Raw genomic sequence first — 23,698 nt, 5'->3', positions numbered from 1 at the left:
AGTCACGAGCCCTATTTACGACCATTTAGCGCTTGAACCTTCACTTCTAATTTTTTTCTAAAATGGTAATCTTCATTATGAAACGCGGGTTCTATTGGTTTTATAATGCCACTTAACTCTGTTTTAGGTGGGTGCTGGGCTCTTTTCTGATAAGCCGGTGGTTGCCAAGGAATAATATACAATACCTGAGGCAGCTCATTACTACCGGTCACACTGATGCCTTCAAAACCTGAAGTGTCTTCATTGCCTTTTGCCTGCGTGCCCATTGAAAATGATACGAGCAACACTGTCACTATGCATTTTTCAGCGATACGGTAACGCTGTCTCCATCGTCCATCAAACAACAATTCGCTCACCAAGGGCTTCATTTACTTCGCCTCTTCAGATCTTTTATCCAACTAACGACATTCTTATCGGGCTCACTCACACTATTATCATCAAACGATGCCAGGTATTGTTCATAATATTTAATTGCAGCCTTATAATCATGCAAATAAATCTCATTCAAAACCGCCATATTGTAATTCAATTCAGCATTATAAGGGGCTGCCTTCAAGCCAAGCTTGTAATAACTTAAAGCCTGATCAAAATCCCCTTTTGAGCGCGAAATAATCCCGAGGTTGTTATACGCCAAATAATACTTTTTATCTGCCGCTATCGCTCGATTATAATACTCAACAGCACTGTCTATATCTTTTTGGTTTTCTGCGATAACACCTAAATTGTACAACGGCGCAGCTAAATCAGGGTATTTATCAGCCACCTTTATGAGTAACTTATCTGCATCTGCTAGCTTACCATGTTCTATCAAATCAATGGCTTGCTGGTAACTTTGCAAAGTGATCGTATCTATCACCTGAATAGCGGCAATATCAGCTCCCGCCTGTTCACTCGGACCAGACGCTGTCTTTTTCGCCACGCCTGAGCAAGCTGACAACACAAACATGAACACCGCAACACAGAACAATTTACTTAACTGTAAACAGAAGCGACTCGCGCTTAATGGCTTAACCTTTATGCTTTGTTGACTATTCATGTTAGATAATAATCGACTACTGAATATTGCGATCGAGGCCAACAGACTTCTCCCCTCTTAAATAACGTGCAGGAACAATAGTACCTAATATCTGATAACTTTCTTTAACCCAATTATCATAAATGCCACCTTTTGTTCGACTAATGTTAATTTCGTGAACTTCAATAGACTTCTCTTCAAACGGGTAAGCCTGCTCTTCAAGCAGTATTTCATATTGTTCTAACTGAAGTTCATTTAACGTGGAGGGTCGTTCAGACACCATAATGTCTTTACCCAGTTGACGATACACCTCACCAAGCTTAAACGTTGCCTCTGTTGTCAATTGAGCGACACCATACTTTGGAATCGTTTGTAATTGGTCTACAGCCTTCTTCAGTAGTGCACTTTTCTTTTTAAGTGACTTTTTAAGTGGTAAATTTAACTTAGCTGCTTGAAACTCATCAAGACTCTCTTGCACTAGCTGCATACTTGCAGAAGCAGCTAAAAACTTAGAACGTGTATTCCTATCAGAGCCTGCACCAGCATCCGCTTTAACAATCTTTTGTAACCACTCGTCACGCTTTTTGAGCTCTCCGGCTTCACCGTAGTATTGAGATATCGTTTGCAGCCCCTCAATGTATAGATCAAACGGTTTCGGGTACTTATTTACATACTGGGTGAGTAATAAGATAGATTTATTTTTAACGCCTGCAGATGAATAAAGGTCAGCCGCTTGATAAAGTGCCTTACGAGATTTCTCTGTATTAGGGTGACGCTTGCTTAAAGCAATTAATTGATTCGCGGCTTCAAGTTTATTGCCACTTTCTAAATGCGCATAAATCAATTTATCTGGAATATCCTCTGCTAGTGCATTCTTAGGATAGTCTTTCTGAAAGCGCGCTAAAACAACGATGGCTTTTCGCCATTGTTTTAGCTCAAGCATCTGCACAGCTGCATCATACTGAGCATTCGCAACGAGTGCGGAGGCTGGCACAATGCGACCTAATCTTAAAAACTGATCGATGCCGCCCTGACGATCACCAGAAGAAACTGCAATCTCACCCTGCCTGTAAATGGAGGCAGCCATACGTTCGTTTACCGCAGACAGTGTGCTGGTGTCATTCCCCAGTAATTCAATAGCCATAGCATAAGCATGTTCAGCCGAGGCATAGTCAATAAGCTCGAAGTTTGAGTGACCGTTAACCAGCCAACTAGAACGTTTTAACGCTTTAGTGGCTAGAGGGTGCTCAATGACCGCGCGAGAACTATCCCTGGCTTCAATATATCGGCCTGCACTTAAATGTTCATTAGCCAAGTCATTTAATACAGCCGGTACTCGCTTATCTGCAGGGAAGTGTGTTGTAAACAGGTTAATGCTGCCAAGCCGATGACGTTCCTCCCCCCGCCCATTTTTCTTCAATTCATTATGTGTCAGTATTGCAGCATAACCAGCTTCAAGCGCATAGGAATGACTACCGGACTTATATGCTGAGTATTCGTAATCCACTATGGCCATATTGAGATCATTTGACTTGTAAAACGACTCGGCCGCCAAAAAGCTATATTCACCCACATTCTCATCCGCCGGAAATGCAGCCACTAACAAACGGTAATATTCGCCCGCCTTGCGATATAGTGCATCCGATTCATGGCTATTTTTAACCTTTGAATGAATAGCCGCTTTGTTAGAAGTACCGGTTTTTTTCTGAGCTGAAACATAGTAATAGTGAGAAAGCTCTTGTAGGTACTGCCGCAACCATTGCGCCACTTCCACTCGGTTCTCGGCTGTAACAGCACGAGCATTAAGTGATAATGATGACTGACTCGCAGAACCTCGACCCGACACCACATAGGCAGGGCTATAGTTAGATACAAACGTCTCCTTTTCATCCCATACTTTTATGGGGAACCCGCCTTTTGTATAAGCATTTATAATAGAGTGGTGCATCATTGGCGATTTACTATCGCCACCAAATCTATTGATATAAGCTCTGGCCGCGCTCGCACTATCTTCGTACCGCTGCTGAGACAGGTAACGTTCTGCCAATTGCAAATACAATAGATACCCATAAGGCTTATTGCCTACTTGATCTAAAAGAGCATCAACACCCGAAGCACCTTTTTCGTATGAGAAAGTAATGCTCAAGGCACGTAACGTGTCACGCGCAGTTTCCCCTTGGATGCCATCAAGTTTAAGAAGGTTTGTTTTTTGCTCTACTGCGTGTTTATTTAATCGATCCAAAACACCTATAAAGGTCTTACCCGACTCATCATATTTATTCTGTTTGAACTGAGACCACCCCATCATAAAAAGGGCGTTATCATAAAACTTTGAATCTTCACTGTTTACCAATGATTTCTTATACGCTTTTTCTGCTTTTTTATACTGCCCTAGCGAAAAATGGGCTTCACCCACTCGAAACTGAGCCTCTACGGCTAGGTATGAGTTTGGGTACAACCCCACTAACTGCTCAAGACTTTTAAGAGATTTTTCATGCTGACCAGTAAAATCGTATGCCTTGGCAGTTTGATACAAAAGCTCATCTATACGGTTAGAGTAAACCCCTGTACCCACGATCATTTCATAACTATCAAGTGCTTTTTTATAGAGCTCCCGCTCTTCTTCTAGCGATCGCTCTTTTGGGTCGCCATAAATAGCTTCAAGGTTCGTTAACCGATGTAAGACATCTATTCTTACTTCGGGAACCGAAGTGTCATTAAATAACTGACGGTAGCGTCGAATAATCTCTTTGATTGGGACAGCAGGCAGTGGTTCCTGGTCAAAATTGAGAAAAGCAGGCTTGATATCCCCTATTACTTCTGGCTCTGCATCAAAATCTATTTGAAAAGAGTTTTTTGCTGCCCCTAAAGCAACCCCAGAAACAACGGTTAAAATCCCGACTAATGACCAACGCAATAATGAAGGCATCACTTTTCACCTCCTTTAGTACTTTTATTTTTAATTGCATGCTGGGTCATTGCTACAAATTCGTACAAGTGAACAAGTCGCTGTTGCGCGGTTTCGTGATGAGCAACAAACTCAGCTTTTTTCTCAGAAAGCATTGTAAGAACTTGCTCGGTTAGCTTTTTGTTTTGTTGTTCTCTAAAGCGACTCACATCGTGCTTTATTTTTTTAACCTTTTCTTTATAGCTCGACACTTTCAACTTAAATGCTTGAAGCTTTTTTGGACCTTTTGATATCATCACTTCAAAATTTTTTAGACCTTGCTCATATCGCTCAATTTCTTTAGCCAAGGACATGAGTGTTTCTTCGTTCAACCGTAAGTTACGTTCGTATTGCTCTTTTGCTTCCCACTTCACCAGCCCCTGAAGTCGCTGAACCCTCTTACTAAGGGTTTGATACTCGCCTAACGGCAGTGTCTTTTTGAGCTTTTTAAGGCGCTGATTTAACGCATCGACTGAGTCAAATCGTCTTAACGTGGTTCCTGCGGAGACAGCCATTAAGTCTTGGTTTTTACTTGCCTCAGAAAATGATTGCTTTAGCACTTCTGCCTGATGAGCAATAGTATTAATGTGCTTGGTTCGTTTAGCGGTATTGGTTTTTTTGATCCGCTGGTGATAGCCTTTAATGCGGTCTTTTAACATGTCGTCATAAACGGACAAGTTATACTCCCAAAGCTTTAGGTTTTGATACAACCGTTCAAATTCAATCGATTGTTTTGCCTGATGATGTAACCGGCTATCAGACATAATCAGTTTGAAATAAGCTACTTTAGGAGTATTCGTCGCGATGCTATCAGATAAAAACCATTCAATATCATCTAGCGAACTGGTCTCAAAAAACACATGACTTGCCCCATCTTTTGAGACGGCATCAGTTATCTTTTCAATATTACGAATTTCTTTATCAAAAACAGAAATGGCTTCGAGATAAGTCGAAATTGCCTTGCTACTGTAGCCTTCTTTGTCATAAGCATAAGGAATCGCTAAAAACGCGTCTGCTACCCCCGTATTAATAAGGGGATATTTCTTTACTCGATACCACGATTGAATTGCCGCTCGATACTGATCTTTACTGGCGTTTGCAACACCGTGCATATAAAGCGCTTTAGCCGCTAGGTCGCTATTCACTCGGACCTGATTCAAAAAACTCAACGCTTTATCATAATCCTCTGCCTGGACTGCAAGATAGCCAGCAGATAGTGCTATCTGATCTTTAAGCTCTATGAGGGTCGCTGAATCTTTTGGGTTGAGCGCATCAGCCACACGAAGCGAAATAATTGAGCGTGTGGGTTCGCTATCCATTGCTGCATAGGACATTGCAAGATTATAGTAAGCATACGACGCCCAAAGCCCAGCACTCATCTGGCCGAGTATTTTAGCTGCCGTATTATGCTTTTCTTCATGTATATAAACATTCGCTTTATAGTATTGCAGCTCTGGTAATAATGACTTATCAATATTTCTTTCTGCTTTTTTAAACCATTCAAGCGCTGAAGACCAATCAGATTGATTGTAAGCCATGACCCCAAGCTGAAAAAAAGCTGTGGCTCTTGCCTTGTCACTGCCTGTAGCGCGAAGGTGATCATACTGTTCTTTTGCTTGATCGGTTAAACCAAACCTTGATTCTGAGAGAGCTAAATGAAGTACCATCTGCTCATCAGTTAAATTGGATGACCGTATAATTGCATCGAAGAAATTATCTTGATGAAGCTCATAGAGCATCATCCCTGTCGCCAATCGATCTGGTAATTTTGAAGTTGTGGAGTCGTTTGCTTGAACAGCATTCGGTGAAATAGCTGTAAATGAGATAAGTACAGCAAACACTCCCGCCACATAATGAGGCGACAATAGCCTAATCATTGAACTTACCTTAATGCCATTCTGTAAACTTGAATTCGGGTTCAACACCCGCTGAATCAGATAGTCCAATCTCTATAAATTTTGATCGGTTAGATTTTTCAAAATTAAATGATTTATCTTTTCTAAAGTAGTGGTCATTAGCACCTTGACCATTAAACACAGCCGTTAATTTATGTGGGCCTGATGATATATTACCCATATACAAGCGCTGAATACCGCCCTGCTCTAGGGCTTTTAGCTCTGACGCCGTATATAAATACGTAGTGGCAATCTTACCGTCAATCTTAATTTCGACAGAATCTAGCAAGAATTTATTTTTTGTCTTTACTGACAAGAACAACGCAACTTGTGTATCAGCGGGATATAACAACTCTTCTTCTAATTCAAAAAGCTCTCGGTTAAGCTCTACCACTTCAGATTTAAGTTTTTGAGCTTGCGCTTGGATAGACCGCTCTGCAGCATAAACGGAATGTTGCCCGAAAATAAATAACAAACATGCTGTCAGCGCTAGTAAAATATACTTGTTCTTTTGTAAAAACGCGTATTGCTTGGAAATCGGTTGTTTACAAACTTGTCGTTCAAAATCCTGTCGTTCGAAAAGCAGTGCCATACATCCTTACTCTTTTTATAATGGTACAAATCTTTACAAATACTACCATCAATAGTTAATCCGTTTACGATACCTATTTCACCTATTTAGCATTTTCTAAGGTAAATAACGTAAAGGTGCAATAATTTCTTGAACTCAAGAATCATATCCGCTTAGGAGAGGCATTCATGACGTCGAGTTTATTTACATATCAGTGATTTTAGAACTAGAACAAGTGACAAGTTTGTCACTTAATTGATTGTTTTAAATAAAACACGTTTTTTATTGGCAGGGTTTCTGTATAGGTATACGTGATTCAAAAATATGCCGAGTTTAACCGATGAGCCTCAACCTCATCGGTTTTTTTATGTCAGCGGTTATTAAGTGCTTACTTTGTAAGCTCCTTCATTCCCTTTTCGAGCCCTTCAATGGTTAGCGGGTACATTTTGTCTTCCACCAATTGTTGAGTCATACCCAGCGAACCGCCACTCCCCCAATACGATTCAGGCATAGGGTTCAACCAGATAACCTTGTCGAAATGCTCTACCACTCTTTGCATCCAAACAGCGCCAGCTTCATCATTCCAGTGTTCAATACTTCCACCTGGCTGACTAATTTCGTAGGGAGCCATAGACGCATCACCGACAAAAATAACCTTATAATCAGATGTATATTTATGCACTAAATCCCAAGTATGGGTGGTTTCGCTCATTCGTCTTATATTGCTTTTCCAAACACTCTCATAAATAAAATTATGAAAGTAGAAATATTCAAGATGCTTAAATTCAGTTCGGCATGCTGAAAAAAGTTCTTCACATACCCGAATATGAGGGTCCATCGACCCACCTACATCCAAAAACAACAATACTTTGACAGTGTTATGCCTTTCGGGGACCATTTTTATATCAAGATAACCGGCATTTCTTGCTGTAGAGCGTATAGTGTCGTCTAGATCGAGTTCTTCAACTGCTCCCTGCCGTGCAAATTTTCGCAACCGTCGCAATGCCATTTTGATATTTCGAATACCAATAGTGACGCTATCATCGAGGTCTTTATAACCTCTTTTTTCCCATACCTTTACTGCTCGGCCATGCCTAGACTTATTCTGACCGATTCGAAATCCCTCAGGGTTATACCCGTTAGCACCAAATGGAGACGTTCCTCCTGTGCCTATCATTTTGTTCCCACCCTGATGCTTTTTCTTTTGTTCTTCTAGGCGTTTTTTGAAAGCTTCGATGAGTTCTTCTAAACCACCCATACCGTCAATTTTAGCTTTCTCTTCTTCTGTCAGCTGTTTTTCAAACTCAGCCCTCAGCCATTCATCCGGTATCGCTTCTGCCATTAGGTCATCAAGATGTTCGATCCCTTTAAAATAGCTTGCGAATGCTCTATCGAACTTATCGAAGTGCCGCTCATCTTTAACTAAGCAAAGTCGACTCAAAAAATAAAAGTCATCAATATTAGCAAACGCTAAATGCTCTTTAAGCGCTTCAAGCAGATCCAAGAACTCTCTAAGAGTTGCTGGAACTTTAGCTTTTCGTACTTCTAGAAAAAACGCTATTAACATTACAAACACCTAAACTGATAACTAAAAACACAACCCCTTGGAGCCTCGTATGCGCGAGGATGACAAGCTGTGTCGATTACAAGCAGCCTTACCCTTTTCTGCGACTCATAAACGCAAGTCTTTGGAGCAAGTGAACATCTTGCTCATTTTTAACTAAAGCACCGTATAAAGGCGGTATAGCTTGAGCCGGGTCATGTTCTTGTAATAGCTGGTTACCCAACTCATCTGCCATTAGTAGCTTTAACCAATCAATCAATTCAGATGTTGATGGTTTTTTCTTAAGCCCAGGTACTTTGCGCACATCAAAAAAGATATCGAGTGCTTCTTTTACCATGTCTTTCTTAATATTCGGGAAGTGAACATCCACAATTTTGTTCATCGTTTCTTCATCAGGAAAGCTAATGTAATGGAAAAAACAACGACGTAAAAACGCATCAGGCAGTTCTTTTTCATTATTACTGGTTATAATAACTATTGGGCGATTCGTGGCCTTTACGACCTGCTGAGTCTCATAAACAAAAAACTCCATTTTATCGAGCTCTTGCAGTAAGTCGTTTGGAAACTCTATGTCAGCCTTATCGATTTCATCGATCAGCAATATGACACGCTCGTTAGCTTCAAAGGCCTCCCAAAGTTTACCTTTTACAATGTAATTACCAATATCTTTAACGCGAGAGTCACCCAACTGCGAGTCTCTTAGACGAGAAACAGCATCATACTCATAAAGACCCTGCTGGGCTTTACTCGTAGACTTGATATGCCAAGGGATTAATTTTGCATCTAGTGATTTAGCCAGTTCTTCAGCCAGCATCGTTTTACCTGTGCCGGGCTCACCCTTAATCAAAAGAGGACGCTGCAGCGTAATTGCCGCATTGACAGCCATTTGTAAATCATCTGTAGCAACGTATTGTTCAGTACCTTTAAATTTCATTAAGCGCCTCTAATAAATTAGAACTAAATTCTACGCGCGAGTATATTATTTTAAATTCCGCATAACAAATTTCAGGTATAGTTATTTGAAGGCTAAAATTACTTATAAGCTTCATAACTGTTTTCAAACAAACGGTTTTTTCTGTGTGAATGATTGTTATTTAGCGGTGAACAAACTACGATTTGACTAGACTTGTAACCTTGTTATGCACAACGAGTTTGCTTTACAGCTAATAGACCACCTATATCATCCAGATTAAGGAGACAAACACTCATGGCTCGAATCTACAACGACAATACACTTTCGATAGGCAACACTCCGCTTGTTAAGCTAAACCGAGTGACCAAGGGTAACGTATTTGCCAAAATTGAAAGCAGAAACCCTGCCTCTTCAGTTAAGTGCCGTATCGGCGCTAGCATGGTTTGGGATGCAGAACAGTCTGGTAAATTGAAGGCAGGTATGATACTGGTTGAGCCAACTAGTGGTAACACTGGCATAGCGCTCGCGTTTGTAGCGGCTTCACGCGGGTATAAGCTGATATTAACAATGCCATCATCTATGAGCTTAGAGCGACGCAAGGTGGTGAAGGCACTGGGGGCTGAGGTTGTCTTAACTGATCCAGCCAAAGGCATGAATGGCGCAATCGCTAAGGCCAGTGAAATTGTGGCAGCTCACCCAGACGATCACCTCATGCTCCAACAATTTGAAAATCCCGCCAACCCAAGAATTCATGAAGAAACAACAGGGCCTGAAATTTGGAATGATACTGACGGCGGGATTGATATTCTTGTTGCCGGTGTAGGCACTGGCGGTACCATTAGTGGAATATCTCGGTATATCAAAAAGACCAAAGGTAAACAAATTATATCGATAGCCGTTGAGCCTGAGTCTTCTCCGATTATTTCTCAAACACTAAACAGTCAAGCACTCACACATGCACCTCATAAACTTCAAGGAATAGGCCCTGGCTTTATACCTGCAAACCTTGATCTTGAAATGATAGATTCTGCGGAGCAAGTCAGTAATGAAGACGCGATGACCTATGCCCACAGATTAATGAAAGAAGAAGGTATACTTGCGGGTATTTCATCGGGCGCAGCTGTTGCTGTTGCATGCAGAGTTGCTGAACAGCACCCTGAAAAAAACATAGTCGTTATCATACCTGACTCTGCGGAACGCTACCTATCTAGCCCACTATTTGAAGATTACTTTAGCGAAAACGAAACAGTGCAGTAATTTAGTCGTTCTTATTTTGGCTAAGCCCCTAACCTCATTGAGACGGGGGCTTAGTTTTTGATCATCAGATATCTAACATCGAACTACATTCACATTTAAGTGTTAACCAACTCACCTCGTTCAAATACAGCCAACTCACCAGGTTGCATTTTCACCCATTCTTCATTTGTTGTTAAGGGCTCTGTAGCCACAACCGTGACCACATCATTGACTGTCGTTTCTTCACCAAAGTTAGCAGAAATGTCATCATCATGAAGCGTCGCAACACCGAAGGGTGCTCTTCGCGTGATCCAGTGTAATTTTGTACTGCAATAAACATACAAACGATCTGCGTCTGAAAGCAGCATATTAAATACACCAAGCCTCGCCAACTGATCCGCACAGGATTTAATCAAACTTTGACGCTCTTCGGGTGATTGGCCTCGCCCTTTTGCTAACTGACTCATTAACCAACAAAAAGCCGCTTCGCTATCTGTATCCCCAACGGGCATAAAGCGTTCACCATTGGGGTCAATCAATAATTCTAGGCCTTTTAATTGTCCGTTATGTGCAAAACACCAGTAACGACCTTCGAGCTCTCTTATAAAGGGGTGGGTATTCTCCAAACTTACCTTTCCAACGTTTGCCTGCCGGATATGACTAATCACCACGGTACTTTTGATCGGAAAGTCTTTGATAAATCGTGCTATTTCACTATTAAACCCTGGCTGAGGATCTCGAAACTCTCTAACACCTTTACCTTGGTAAAACGCAATCCCCCAACCGTCTCGATGAGGACCTGTTCCCCCACCTCTTTTGATCAAGCCTGAGAATGAAAAACAGATATCGGTAGGAACGTTAGCGCTCATCCCTAATAACTCACACATTACTCCCTACCTCTATTTGAACCCTATACGTCTTAAGTCTTATCCTGCTTCTCATCATCATCTTCTGCTGTTGGAAGGTCTTCTGTATCGGCAATGTCAAAATCTTCTAAGTTAAACTCTTCCAGAGGGTCGTCTTCATCACCCTGCTCATTATCAGCAAGAATATCATCTACAAGTTGATCTGCTGATTTACCTTCTGGCAGGTCAGTATCTGAGTCTATTGCCTCATCTTGAAGCTCGTCTAAATCAACAACAAGTGGGGGCTCCGCTTTGTCTAACATCTCTGTAATGGCATCATCATCGAGTGAAGCACTGGCAATCAAGTCGTCTATGTCTTCTAGATCCGAAACTTCGTCTATTTCTAAATCTGCTGTTGGCTCTGTTACCGGCTCAGGTTCCGTTGCAGGCTCAGGCTCTGCTACCGATTCAGGTTCTGTTGCGGGCTCAGGCTCTGCTACCGGTTCAGGTTCTTCAATTACTTCAGCAACAGGATCCGCCTCTGTTAAATCTTCAATATCATCAACAATATCAAGTTCTTCAATTAGCGGCTCCGGGTGCTCTTCCGTTAGTTCTTCAGGTTCCGATGCATCTTCATCCGGCACGTCTTCAACCGGCGCTACTTCTTCTGGCTTTTCAACCTTGGCTTCATCTTTTGCGGGTTTAGTGATGTCTTCTGACTCATCCGGCTTATCAACGTTTTTACGTTTCTTAAATAACCAATAAGCAATCCCTCCCACTAAAGCAATAACTAAAGCAGAAGCGCTTGCAATAATACTCCATAACATCGTATCAGATAACCCTTCCTCCTCCACAGGCGATTCATTCTGTTCTAGAGTCTCGGGCACTTCTATAGGGGGACTAATCACTTCCGCTGGCGCTTCGGGCTCAGACGGAGGTACTTCTTCAGATTCTGCTGGAAGCACGCCCTTTTCAGCGATGACTTCAGGCTCTGATGGTAATTCATTCTCTGTTGATTCTTCAGGGTCTTCAGTAATCGCCACATACTGCGCTTTGTCTGACATATCTCTTGGGAATTTTGCATCAAATGATTTTGGTGAAAACTTAAATAAATTACCTTCGCTATTAACGCCTTTTACTTTTAGTGATACCTGATAAATGCCATCCCCTTTTGTGTTTTCAATAGGTAGCTCCCACCGCTGAGCATCGTCAGAGAAAGGTATAGTACGAATAATACTTGAATCATCAGGTGCTTTAATTTTTGCTACGATAGATGATGCTTTGATATCAATATTTTTACTTCTAGGCGAAATAATAACGGAGTACTCAGTCTCTTGGTTATACCCGTTAGCTGTTAGCTCTATATCGAACGGCGATCTAAGGTTAATCACTTGCCGGTGCTTACGTTTAAACGTTTTGCCATCCACCAACACATTAACTTCGTATTGACCGACCTTATGAAGTTTTTTGATTGCCGTACGAAACACACCATCCTCTGGAGGGAAATCAGGATCTGATATGGTTTTGGTTCCCGATTTATTATCTTCTGTCTTGATATTTAACTTAACATCTAGCAGTGATAAGAACTCTTTACCCGTTACTATCTTACCGTCTTCTAAAAAATTAACCTCTACATCTAAGTGATCACCCGCATAAAAATTTGTCGGCAGTGGACCCACTTTCATACTGAGATTACTCACGATGGTTACACGGCTATCAGGTTCCAGTTCCGCGTCAATCGTCCACTCACCTTCTAAAGGCTGCTTAACCGTTATAAGGTCATAACCTTCATCACGATACCACTTCACATATTCCGAGTGATTTTCAAATCCTTGTTTCTTTTCGTCAGGACCGACAAGCGTCGTCGCTTGACTGCCTGCTTTTCTAAAAATAAGCGCAGTAAACTCTTCAATGCTGGAGTCAACATCAAATTTATTACCTTCAAGCGGCACTTCTTCTGCAGGTACAGCCTGATTAAACGCTTGTAGAAATGCTTTAGTTAGCGCTTCCGGTGTTTCTGCAACAGCTGAGTTACCGCCAGTATTGACTGCCATCCGCTCCAATAGAGGAATATCTGCATTTTCTGAGAGAGCAATAGTGTGAATTTTTGCACCTCTGTCTTCAAAGCCTTTTACGATATCGTTTAGTATCCGCTCTCTTTCTTGTACGTTTTTAGAAGGGTCGCGGTCAATATCGACCATACCGTCAGTCAGTAAAATAAAGTGCGTGTTAGGAAATGTTTTATCACTTAAAAAGTCATCACTAGACTTTTTAAGTGCCCCTCCAATATTAGTATAAAGCGCAACGGAGTTAATTTCTTTAGCTTTAGATTTGGCATTTTTACGCCATCTATCATTCACTTCATCATGCTTAACTAGCATATTAACGTATTGTCCAAACGTCCATATACCCGCTTTACTCCCATCCGGGATAATTTCGGTCAGTAAATTTACGGCAGGAATTCGAAGGTTGTTAGGGTCATTTTTTTTCATGCTGCCCGATATATCTATTAAGACACGAACATCACCTTGCGCGGATGCAGCACTTTCTGCAGCAATAGCGGTAGGCAGGCTAACAGCCACACTCACTATAAAAACCAAACAAAATCGGAAAAAGGGGATCATGAGAAACCTGCTATAGACTATTAATAAGGTATTAATAAATATTTATAGCAGATTTAACAATAACAACAATGTAGATTTAAATAAGATGCCTGAATAAAGCGCTATTACTCATTGTATTTAAAGTAATATTACTATTTTTAACGAGAATAATTTAGTTGGGCGACGGTCAACTAAGCGTTGCTATTCATTCACTTGAGCAAATCTCGGAACGTCTTCTCCGTTCACGTTGACTAACTCTGCAAACATACTCATAGGTCTTACCCATAGCTTGCCTTCACCATAGAGAGGGCGATAAACAACCAATGTTTCTAATGTTTCACTATGCGTTGCAGTACCATATACTTGATATAGATTACCTTTATAGTGGCGGTATTTTCCGGTAGGTAGCTCACTAGTGGCTTCAGGCAGCCCTGAAATGTTTTCATCATTCATGCACGTAAGCTCGCTCATGCTTGTTGTAAGTGAAGTAGCTTTCTTACAATATATTCTAATGTTAATAATGCTGTTAGCAGTGTAAGTGCACCCAACAGGTGAATGCCTGCTTTAATGGCTAAGTGACTGTTCCCTATTATCCACTCATACCCGCCTACCAAATAAGCTGGAGCAAACCAAGTAGCCTCTAAACCAAGGTCAACGGGCGTCAGTAATAGTACAACCCCAACAAGCCTTAACACCTTCTTAACGTCTTTGAAAGGAATAGACCGCGTCATCCGCCAAAAAACAATAATTAAACCAAGCGCAGAAAGCAGGTAGATTCCCCACGCTATCAGATAGCTTTGACTAACAATCACAAGTTAATAACTCCTTCGATGATATGATCTTCCCAGTTCTCTTCAGGAATGTCTCGTTCACATACTACGTTATTTCTCACCGAGTTACCTGATTCATGAACAGACTCCTGCCTACCGGTAATCAACGGATGCCATTCTGGCAACGGTTTACCTTCTAACAATAAACGGTAAGCACAACTTGAGGGCAACCAAGCGAATTCATCCAAACGGCTTAAACTAAGCGTGATGCAACTTTCAACTTTAGACTGCCGGGTTTCATATGACGTACAGCGGCAGCTTTCATGATCAAGATACTGGCAAGCAATATCAGTGTAATACAGATCGCCCGTCTCTTCGTCTTCTAGCTTTTGTAGGCAACATTTACCACACCCATCACATAGCGACTCCCATTCTTCTTTAGTCATCTCAGGAAGCGTCTTAACTAACCAGTAAGGGGATACTTGTGCAATCATTTACTGATCTTCATCGTTTTTAAGTTTTTTATTAAACTCAATAACACCCGGCATGAAGTTGTCTTCAACAGGTGGCATCTGCAATAGAAACCCTTTCTCAGCTATCTCTGATAATACTTTAGCTGAATCGACCCGAGACAATTTTTTTTCTGGCGTTAACAACATATCAAATACATGAATAGGGGTACCAAAAAACGCCAACAATTCTTCAGGCAATACGTCTAACCCGTTTTTCTTATCGATATAGACATACATCTCAGATTTTTTTGAGCTTTTGTAAACAGAACAAATCAGGCGTTTCTCAGTCATTAAACTTACTCTTTACAATTTTTTTAAAGGCGTTACTTAGTAGTTTGATTCTCCACTCCCCGAAAACTTCAGGAAGCGCCACTTCTTCTTGTTTAACGTTTTTAGCAAATATGAGTGCGACATATTGCTCCAATAAACGTTTTTTTCCTAACAATTCAGGGGCTATATTTAACGATTCAGCAATAACCTCTACAGATTTCTTCAGCGAACGATATAAATCTAACTTTTGACCACTGAGAGAACGAGGTATTGGCTTAAAATCAGCACTAACCTGAGGTGGGTTATTAATGACCGATATGACATACTCACCATATCTTCGCAGCTGCCCAGAATTAAACACTCTGGTTGCTTGTAGCGTGCTAACATTTTTAGGCATGCACTCTAAAAGCTCTAGAAACTGCTTATCACTAATAATTCTACCTCGAGGCTTATTCCTTTTTCGGGCTTCGCGCTCTCGCCATGATGAAAGCTTTTTAAGTATCGCCTGATGTGCCACCGGAAACTTCCATGCACCTCGGATCTTTAAATAATAATTATCCATGTCTTCCTCAGTATCTGTCATACCGAGGTTTATCAAATGACATTCTTGCTGGACGATACCAGTTAAATTGCGTTCTTCAAGCTGAGCAACAAGCTGTGGATAAGCCTGATAAAGGTAGTGAGCATCCTTTGCTGCATATTCTAGTTGAGAGTCGCTCAACGGGCGCTTTAACCAGTCCGAACGGGTTTCACCCTTGTCTATCTCTAACCCTAAATAGAGTTCAATAAATTTCTGATAACTTAATGATATGCCCTGACCTAACAAGGCACAGGCAATTTGGGTATCAAATATATTCTGCGGCATGCAGTCCGCAATGGTCTGAAACAATACGATATCTTCACTCATTGAGTGCATCACTTTTATAGTGTCACCGATTAAAAGCGGCTTAAGAATCGTAAGTTCGTCAATATCGAGCGGATCTATTAGGTATATCCCCGTGTCATCAGCGACCTGAATCAACCCTGCTAATGGGTAAAAAGTGTCTACACGTACAAACTCAGTATCAATCGCAATAAAAGGCAAGCGCTGCCAGTAAAGTAACTTTTCTTGTAGGCGACTGGTGTCTCTGATTATCTCAACCTTAAACGAACACCCAAAATTACTCATATATTGCTCTGCTTTCTGTCTACTAATTATCAATGGGTTTACGGCCTGTCAGGGCATGACCGAGCGTACCACCGTCAACGTAACCTAACTGTCCGCCAACAGGTATGCCATGTGCAATACGGGTAACTAAAACGTCTTGCTCTTCTAGTAAATCAGCTATATAAAAAGCCGTTGCATCGCCTTCTATAGTGGAATTTGTTGCTAAGATTACCTCTTTAATAGCCGCCTCAGATACCAGTCGCATTAGTTTATCCAGCCCTATTTCTTCAGGCCCGATTCCATCAATCGGAGATAAGTGCCCCATCAAGACAAAATAGCGTCCTTTAAACGTGTCAGATTGTTCTAATGCTAATAAGTCTGAAGGTGTCTCGACAATACAAAGCTGGCCATTATTACGGCGTTCATTCGAGCACAACTTACAGACGTCTACCTCTGTTAAGTTTTGGCATTTTTGGCAGCGGCCAACACCCACAACAGATTCACCTAATGCATTGGATAATCGAATAGCGCCATCACGATCTCTCTCCAATAACTGTAATGCCATTCGTTGGGCTGATTTGTGCCCGACACCCGGTAAGCATCGAAGAGATTCAATAAGTTCATCAACTAGAGGGCTAAAACTCATAATTAAAATTTCATATCTAAAGAAGGCAGAATTATTCTAGCAAACTGATGTTTTATTAGTCGTTATACACTCACGCGTTAGACACATCAGTCGCCAAGAATAGTAGTGATTAAAATGGCATTTTAAAACCAGGAGGCATTTCCATACCCGAAGTCATACCTGAAAGCTTACTTTTACTGTTTTCTTCAACCTTTCTGACAGCATCGTTTACGGCCGCTGCTAATAAGTCTTCAAGCAATTCTTTATCTTCTTGTAGTAAAGAGGGGTCGATGGTGACCTTTTTAACATCGTGGCGACCGGTCATTACAACTTTAACCATGCCAGCACCAGACTCGCCAAAGACTTCTGCATTTGCGAGTTCTTCTTGTGTCTTTTGAAACTGCTCTTGCATTTTTTGAGCTTGTTTCATCAGCTCACCCATTCCACCTTTAATCATAACAACCTCGTACGCCTGTAATATCTATTTCTTACCCAGAGTCTTTGATTTACATATAAGTGTTAATCTAAAGGCTCTACCGTTGATGTTAATATGGTTGCATCAAACTTATTTACAAGAGTGACCACGTTTGGATCTGTCTCAATTGAAGAAATCGCCAGCGCTAAACGCTCTTCTTTCTTCCTATCTTTCCATTCTGCGGGTGTTTCAACCTCTGTACGGCCTAACGAAAAATCGACGTTAAAATTATCGCCAAACAACGACTTAAATGCTGAGATAATTCGTGACTTATGTGTATCGGTCAGTAGCTTATAGTTACCCTCTGCAGCACATAGCTCCGCCCTATTTTGCTCTAGGATCAAACTGGTATTAGCCGCTAAATTTTGTGTCATACCGGTTAATTTAAGCAACGGCAATATATGTGGCCAAGGGTTATCCATCGGCAAAAAAGCATTGATATCGTTTGATTCAGGGGCTAACTCTTCGATAGCAGCAGACACAGAGGCCGCAATAGTGTCTTGCTGGCTTACGCCTGGTTCTGGCTCAGGCGACGTTGAAGCCTGCTGGCTAGGGGCTACTTGAAGTTCCGCTGTTTTTTTTTGAGTTAACCCGTCGCTAGACTGCGACTGCAAATAATGATCATCTAAGCCATTATCGTCATAGTCGCCACCCGCATAAGTGCTATCTTCATAAGTGCTATCTTCATATGAGCCCTCACCAACAAACTCATCAGACGCGGGGTGCCCTTCAGGCGGCTGAGAGGCATTGTCTAACGAGGCTTCTTCGACGTGGGAAGGTGCTGACTCTACAAGCGATGACTCTGAATACGCTGGTTCACTAGCGACTGTCTGTGCTTGTTCTAGAGGTGCCTGCTCTAACGCTGCTTGTTCTTCGGTCGCGCCCTCTACTGTATTTGACTCTATATTAGCAGACGCTTCAGTCGCCCCCTGATTGACAGATGCGTCTTGCACGTCAGAAACACTTGGCTTGCTAGCCTGTTCGTTTGTTGAAGTGAGGTCTGAACCTTGATTAGCGAGTTCTGAGTCAGTACTGGCAACATCTGATTCAGGTTTTTCCTGTATAGAGGGGCTATTAACTGGAGAGTCATGATTGCTAAGCTTAACTTTTGGAATATTACAGTCAATATTGGGCTGAAAGGCCAACATTCTTAGCAAAACCATTTCTAGTCCCGCTCGCTGATCAGGCGATATAGGTAAGTCGCTACGCCCTACTAGCGCAACTTGATAAAAAAGCTGTACGTCTTCAGCCGTCAATGCCTTTGCCAGCTCGGCAATTTGCACCTGATCGCCCATAGAGTTATCGGTACTACCCGGCACGACTTGCTCAACTGCGACTCGATGTAAAACAGAAATAACATTAGCTAACACCGCACTATAGTCAGGAGAAAACTCAGCAAGCGCTGAGACTTCCTGCAATACACTCGCCGCATTCGAGTTTGCTACCGCCTCAATGATTCGATATACCTGCTTTTGATCTATCGACCCCAACATCGCGCTAACATCGCGTTCAGCAAGTGTATGGTTACCGTAAGCAATCGCTTGGTCCGTAAGACTTAATGCATCTCGCATACTGCCATCGGCTGATCGAGCTAAGAGCCAAAGCGCACTATCCTCAAAGTCAATTTGCTCCTGCCCTAGAACATTTTTAAGGTGGCCTACAATTCTTTCAGGTGGCATATTCTTCAAATTAAATTGAAGGCATCGAGATAAAATAGTAACAGGAAGCTTTTGCGGGTCAGTGGTAGCAAAAAGGAATTTTACATGCTCAGGCGGCTCTTCAAGTGTTTTAAGTAATGCATTAAAACTGGATGATGAAAGCATGTGGACTTCATCAATCAGATATACCTTAAACCGCCCTCTTGTTGGAGAGTACTGGACGTTATCCAGCAACTCACGCATATCTTCAACCTTGGTACGAGAGGCTGCATCGATTTCAATTAGATCGACAAATCGGCCCTCGGCAATTTCTCTGCAGGCACCACACTGACCACAAGGGACAGACGTGATTCCGGTCTCGCAATTAAGACACTTAGCTAAGATACGCCCAATGGTCGTTTTACCAACACCGCGGGTGCCAGTAAATAAATAAGCATGGTGTAGTCTTTGTTGGTCAAGCGAATTTATTAACGCCTTAAGAACATGCTCTTGCCCCACCATCTCTTTAAAGCTCTGGGGGCGCCACTTTCTTGCGAGAACCTGATAACTCATTTGTTTATTTTACCTGAGAAAACGACAACGCAAGCTTACCATGTCTTGGCGAAGATTCAGAATAATTATAAGATAAATTTGCTTACCAAAAGCCCGCTTAATTATAAACGGGCTTGGTAATACTTTATGACTATATAGGTTAAAACGGCACTGGCAATGTACGTCTAATATGCTCAATTCCTGCCAGCACCTCTTCAGAAAGTGTCACCGAGATAGAATCAATGTTCGACTTTAACTGCTCCATGGTAGTGGCGCCAATTAAATTAGAACTCACAAAAGGACGACTATTCACAAACGCTAGCGCCATCTGACAAGGATCTAGATCATGCTGATTCGCGAGCTCAATATATTGCTTTGTCGGATTATCAACAGATGGCCCCTTACGATGCTCTGGTCGAGTTTCTAGTGTTAATCTTGCGCCTTCAGGTTGTGCCCCATTCAGGTATTTACCACTTAAAATACCCCGTGCTAGCGGCGACCAAGCCAATAAACCACAGTTTTCATGCAGCGCGACTTCACTTAGGTCTGGTTCAAAGTGGCGACACAGTAGAGAGTATTCATTCTGAATAGACGCCATACGTGGAAGACCATTCTGATCAGCTAACTGTAGCCATTTACTCATGCCCCAAGCCGTTTCATTAGACAAGCCTATATGACGAATCTTTCCTTCTTTGATTAACCCTTGAAAGGTATTCAACACCTCTAGAAAGTTTTCTTCTTCAGCCTTAGCGTCAAAGGCTGGATCAAACGCCCACGTTTTACCGAAGTGATAAGACCCCCTGTTAGGCCAATGCAGTTGATAAAGGTCGATATAATCGGTCTTTAATCGTTTAAGACTCCCTTCAACCGCATCTAAAATATTGGTTTTATTGATTTGATTGTTACCCTCTCTCAGCCATGTAAACCCCGGCCCTGTAATCTTTGAGGCCAAAATCACTTTGTCCCGATTTGATCTCGATGCAAACCAGTTTCCAATAATCGTTTCGGTAGTACCAAAGTGCTCCTCACTCGGCGGTATAGCATACATTTCTGCAGTATCAAAAAAATTAACCCCCTGCTCCAATGCATAATCCATCTGCTCGAAACCTTCATCTTGGGTATTTTGCCAGCCCCAAGTCATCGTGCCTAAGCCAATAAGACTAATATCAAGGTCGGTTTTGCCTAATTTTCGGTATTTCATTGAACCCTTCCTAGCATTGAACGTATCGGTACCATCGACTTGGTTCGTCATGACTGATTAACTTCGACGGCATTGTGAATCAAATTATCATTAGTCTATTACAAAACGGGGAGGGACTGTATCTAAAGATGCCGCGAAAGCATGGCAGATAGTCAAAAAATTGAGCGATCAAATAGCTTTACTTATCAACAACCTACCTATAACAATGTGAGGACTGCTATAAAGGGGCTCATGCTCAGGCTTAATTTGTAACGAGACATGGTTATTAGCACAATGAATTAATCCACTTTGGCCGATACCACGAAAAACAGAATCCCTTTACATGAGCAAAGGGATGAGTGCTGAGCAAGGTACAACAACGTGATGAATCATTTATTTAACAACCTAATTAATCACGTTAAAGATAATCAATAACCATCCGCCTCATTGGTTTTACCCCAAAAAACCCGATAAGCAAACGCGTTATATAGCAAGATGACAGGTATGAATATCATCACACCGACAAACGCAAACGATAACGTGCTATCAGGTGCAATGGCTTGCCAGATGGTTACCTCTCTAGGAATAATATATGGAAAGGTCCCTACGACAAGCCCTACCAAGGCTAATGCAAACAGTACGATAGCCAGTAAAAGCGGAACTAAATGATGCTTTTCAGGCTCATTGATGGCTTTTACTAACGCAATAGTCACTACCGCAGTTAACACCGGTATTGGCATCAAGAAATACAGGTTGGGCGTACTGAGCCAGCGTTCTGCTACCGTCGGCTCTTTTACCAGCATCCATATCGATACGATGACCAAACCAACTAACACACAGGTCAACAACGGCAACGCAATCGCTCTTGCTTGTCGCGCCAGATCACCTTCAGATTTCTGAATCAACCAACAACTTCCTAATAAGCCATACCCTGCTAATAACGACAAAGCTGTAATTGCACTAAAAGGAGTAAGCCAAGATGTTGAGACACTAGGATCAACCTTAATCCCCTGCACTAACGTTCCCAATATAATCCCCTGACAGAGTGTTGCCAGAGTGCAACCAAACGCAAAGCTAAAGTCCCACCAACGACGACTGCTTTCGGCTTTAAAACGAAATTCAAAAGCAACACCCCGAAATATTAACGCGATCAACATTAACATTACCGGTAAATAGAGCTTCGACAACACCACAGCATAGGCTTGCGGAAAAGCAACGAACAGCACAACGCCACCAAATACAAGCCACGTCTGATTACTATCCCACACATGAGAAAGTGAGCGCATGGCAACCCCTCGCTGTTGCTCACTTTTCAACCATGGGAAAATGATACCAACGCCTAATGAAAATCCATCCAGAATCACATACATCAAGACCCCAAACCCTAAAATCATCAACCAAGTAATTGCCCAATCCATATCAAGTCCTCACCTTATCAGCATCCAACCCAATTACAGGCGTAAGAGTGGCCAATTGAACACTATCATCTGTCAGATGATTATCATCGTCGCCCAAAAGAACTGGCGGCCCTTTTCGAACCAGCTTACGAATAAAATAGAGATAGACAGAAAACAATAGCCCGTACACAACAACAAACAAGCCCAAAGTAAACGCAATATTTTCAGCCGGCAATATCGATACTACATCCTCGGTACGCACCAACCCCTGCACTAGCCAAGGCTGTCGTCCCACCTCAACCACATACCACCCGGCCAAGGTCGCAATAATGCCTGAAGGAATCATAAGTGTTGCAAAAGTTAAGAACGGTTTATAAATATAAAGCCGACCCTTCACTCTCAACACTACTCCCAGCACAGCCAACAACAACATCAGCCCCCCTAAACCCAGCATTACTCTAAACGAGAAAAACACAACTGCCACAGGCGGTCGCTGATCCTTAGCGACGGACTTTAACCCTTTAATTTCTCCTTCCGAATCATGCGTAATAATTAAGCTCGCGAGTTTAGGAATCGAAAGCTCAAAATCGTTCCGTTCGGTTTCGCTATTTGGCACCGCAAATACCCGTAAAGGCGCACCTCGCTCAGTTTCCCAAATACCCTCCATTGCGGCTAACTTAATCGGCTGATGTTCTGCCACATTGAGCCCATGAAAATCACCGATCAGCACCTGAGTAGGCGCTAGTATTAGCAAACTCCACATAGCAAAAGAAAACCCAACTCGGGCAAATTCTTGATGCTTTTTTTGCCTTAGATACAAAGCATTAACTCCCGCTACGATCAAACTCGCAGAGAGCAAACTCGCAATCACCATGTGGAAATAGCGATATGGGAATGATGGATTAAAGATCACTTCGAGCCAGTTTTCAGCTTCAAAACGGCCATCTTGAAAAATATAACCCGCCGGTGTGTGCATCCATGAATTGGCCGCTAAAATCCAGAAAGCCGACATTAGAGTGCCTACACAAACTACCACTGTAGCCATAAAATGAACCTTTGGAGAGACCCGCTTCCAGCCAAACAACATAATACCAAGAAACCCCGCCTCTAAAAAAAACGCGGTTAACACTTCATAGGCCAGCAACGGACTTAGAATCGGCCCGACCACTTCTGAGAACCGACTAAAGTTAGTACCAAATTGATAAGACAACACGACACCTGACACAACCCCCATACCAAATGTGATTGCGAACGGCTTTAACCAAAACTTTACTTGCTGCAAATACTCAGGTTTTTTAGTTCTTAACCACAACCCTTCCATGACCGCTAGATACACCGAAAGACCAATGGTGATGGCAGGGAAAATTATGTGGTAACTGATAGTAAAGGCGAATTGCATTCTAGACAGTATTGCGGGATCCATCATTGTTCTCCTTGGCTATCTTTGAACCTAGCCATATGCACAGGGAGCAGAGTCAGCATTCCAGCAACTCCCACCAACACTAGCACACCTAATATAGAATAAAACCACTCAGCCATTTTGA

General features: G+C 42.1%; 21 protein-coding genes. 1 reads left to right on the top strand and 20 read right to left on the bottom strand.

Annotated elements, in window-relative coordinates; genetic code table 11:
• Window positions 1–11: 11 nt before the first annotated feature.
• From NKI27_RS08775 to NKI27_RS08745, 7 genes are all read right to left on the bottom strand, one after another.
• A complete protein-coding gene (locus tag NKI27_RS08775; RefSeq protein WP_265049284.1) occupies window positions 12–368 on the bottom strand; it encodes a hypothetical protein in 357 nt (118 codons plus the stop codon).
• Window positions 365–1,078 carry a tetratricopeptide repeat protein gene (locus NKI27_RS08770; protein WP_265049283.1) on the bottom strand — a complete coding sequence of 238 codons (714 nt, stop codon included), beginning with the start codon at window positions 1,076–1,078 and terminating at the stop codon, window positions 365–367. Before NKI27_RS08770 ends, NKI27_RS08775 begins: the two co-directional genes overlap by 4 nt.
• The gene (locus tag NKI27_RS08765) at window positions 1,053–3,944 is read right to left on the bottom strand and encodes a tetratricopeptide repeat protein (protein ID WP_265049494.1); all 2,892 of its coding nucleotides are present in this window, start codon (window positions 3,942–3,944) and stop codon (window positions 1,053–1,055) included. The genes NKI27_RS08770 and NKI27_RS08765 overlap by 26 nt, the downstream gene beginning before the upstream one ends.
• On the bottom strand, window positions 3,944–5,839 hold the full coding sequence (locus NKI27_RS08760) for a tetratricopeptide repeat protein (protein ID WP_265049282.1): 1,896 nt from the start codon (window positions 5,837–5,839) through the stop codon (window positions 3,944–3,946). Before NKI27_RS08760 ends, NKI27_RS08765 begins: the two co-directional genes overlap by 1 nt.
• Window positions 5,840–5,849: 10 nt before the next feature.
• The gene (locus NKI27_RS08755; protein WP_265049281.1) at window positions 5,850–6,449 is read right to left on the bottom strand and encodes a hypothetical protein; all 600 of its coding nucleotides are present in this window, start codon (window positions 6,447–6,449) and stop codon (window positions 5,850–5,852) included.
• A 367-nt stretch (window positions 6,450–6,816) separates the two neighbouring features.
• Window positions 6,817–7,995, bottom strand: coding sequence for a vWA domain-containing protein (locus NKI27_RS08750; protein ID WP_265049280.1), 1,179 nt, complete (start codon window positions 7,993–7,995; stop codon window positions 6,817–6,819).
• 88 nt (window positions 7,996–8,083) lie between these two features.
• Complete coding sequence (locus NKI27_RS08745) at window positions 8,084–8,926, bottom strand: AAA family ATPase (RefSeq protein ID WP_265049279.1); 843 nt, start codon at window positions 8,924–8,926, stop codon at window positions 8,084–8,086.
• A gap of 273 nt (window positions 8,927–9,199) precedes the next feature.
• Between NKI27_RS08745 and cysK the strand changes: the two genes are divergently transcribed.
• Entirely contained in the window at window positions 9,200–10,162 is a 963-nt protein-coding gene (cysK, locus tag NKI27_RS08740) for a cysteine synthase A (RefSeq protein WP_265049278.1), read from the top strand.
• A gap of 95 nt (window positions 10,163–10,257) precedes the next feature.
• Here the strand turns inward: cysK and NKI27_RS08735 are convergent, their stop codons facing one another.
• The 13 genes from NKI27_RS08735 to NKI27_RS08675 form a co-directional block, all read right to left on the bottom strand.
• Window positions 10,258–11,028 carry a class II glutamine amidotransferase gene (locus tag NKI27_RS08735; RefSeq protein ID WP_265049277.1) on the bottom strand — a complete coding sequence of 257 codons (771 nt, stop codon included), beginning with the start codon at window positions 11,026–11,028 and terminating at the stop codon, window positions 10,258–10,260.
• Between the two features lie 32 nt (window positions 11,029–11,060).
• Window positions 11,061–13,610 carry a VWA domain-containing protein gene (locus NKI27_RS08730; protein ID WP_265049276.1) on the bottom strand — a complete coding sequence of 850 codons (2,550 nt, stop codon included), beginning with the start codon at window positions 13,608–13,610 and terminating at the stop codon, window positions 11,061–11,063.
• Window positions 13,611–13,790: 180 nt separating this feature from the next.
• Window positions 13,791–14,042: a DUF1653 domain-containing protein gene (locus NKI27_RS08725; protein ID WP_265049275.1), complete on the bottom strand. Its 252-nt coding sequence runs from the start codon at window positions 14,040–14,042 to the stop codon at window positions 13,791–13,793.
• Between the two features lie 14 nt (window positions 14,043–14,056).
• On the bottom strand, window positions 14,057–14,401 hold the full coding sequence (locus tag NKI27_RS08720) for a hypothetical protein (RefSeq protein ID WP_265049274.1): 345 nt from the start codon (window positions 14,399–14,401) through the stop codon (window positions 14,057–14,059).
• A complete protein-coding gene (locus NKI27_RS08715) occupies window positions 14,398–14,853 on the bottom strand; it encodes a YcgN family cysteine cluster protein (RefSeq protein ID WP_265049273.1) in 456 nt (151 codons plus the stop codon). Before NKI27_RS08715 ends, NKI27_RS08720 begins: the two co-directional genes overlap by 4 nt.
• On the bottom strand, window positions 14,854–15,162 hold the full coding sequence (locus tag NKI27_RS08710) for a YcgL domain-containing protein (protein WP_265049272.1): 309 nt from the start codon (window positions 15,160–15,162) through the stop codon (window positions 14,854–14,856).
• Window positions 15,155–16,309, bottom strand: a complete 1,155-nt coding sequence (rnd, locus tag NKI27_RS08705) for a ribonuclease D (protein WP_265049271.1) — start codon at window positions 16,307–16,309, stop codon at window positions 15,155–15,157. The genes NKI27_RS08710 and rnd overlap by 8 nt, the downstream gene beginning before the upstream one ends.
• Window positions 16,310–16,331: 22 nt before the next feature.
• Window positions 16,332–16,934, bottom strand: coding sequence for a recombination mediator RecR (recR, locus tag NKI27_RS08700; RefSeq protein ID WP_265049270.1), 603 nt, complete (start codon window positions 16,932–16,934; stop codon window positions 16,332–16,334).
• Between the two features lie 109 nt (window positions 16,935–17,043).
• Complete coding sequence (locus tag NKI27_RS08695; RefSeq protein ID WP_265049269.1) at window positions 17,044–17,370, bottom strand: YbaB/EbfC family nucleoid-associated protein; 327 nt, start codon at window positions 17,368–17,370, stop codon at window positions 17,044–17,046.
• A 62-nt stretch (window positions 17,371–17,432) separates the two neighbouring features.
• Window positions 17,433–19,598 (bottom strand): DNA polymerase III subunit gamma/tau, encoded by a 2,166-nt coding sequence (gene dnaX, locus NKI27_RS08690; RefSeq protein WP_265049268.1) that lies wholly within the window; start codon window positions 19,596–19,598, stop codon window positions 17,433–17,435.
• A 139-nt stretch (window positions 19,599–19,737) separates the two neighbouring features.
• Window positions 19,738–20,778, bottom strand: a complete 1,041-nt coding sequence (locus tag NKI27_RS08685) for an aldo/keto reductase (protein WP_265049267.1) — start codon at window positions 20,776–20,778, stop codon at window positions 19,738–19,740.
• Between the two features lie 407 nt (window positions 20,779–21,185).
• On the bottom strand, window positions 21,186–22,175 hold the full coding sequence (gene cydB, locus NKI27_RS08680) for a cytochrome d ubiquinol oxidase subunit II (protein WP_265049266.1): 990 nt from the start codon (window positions 22,173–22,175) through the stop codon (window positions 21,186–21,188).
• 1 nt (window position 22,176) lies between these two features.
• Window positions 22,177–23,577 carry a cytochrome ubiquinol oxidase subunit I gene (locus tag NKI27_RS08675; RefSeq protein ID WP_265049493.1) on the bottom strand — a complete coding sequence of 467 codons (1,401 nt, stop codon included), beginning with the start codon at window positions 23,575–23,577 and terminating at the stop codon, window positions 22,177–22,179.
• Window positions 23,578–23,698 lie beyond the last annotated feature (121 nt).

The sequence above is a fragment of the Alkalimarinus alittae genome, assembly GCF_026016465.1.
Taxonomy (GTDB): Bacteria; Pseudomonadota; Gammaproteobacteria; order Pseudomonadales; family Oleiphilaceae; genus Alkalimarinus; species Alkalimarinus alittae.
The sequence above is the reverse complement of the archived record's forward strand: the minus strand, read 5'-3'. Positions and strand labels throughout refer to the sequence as shown.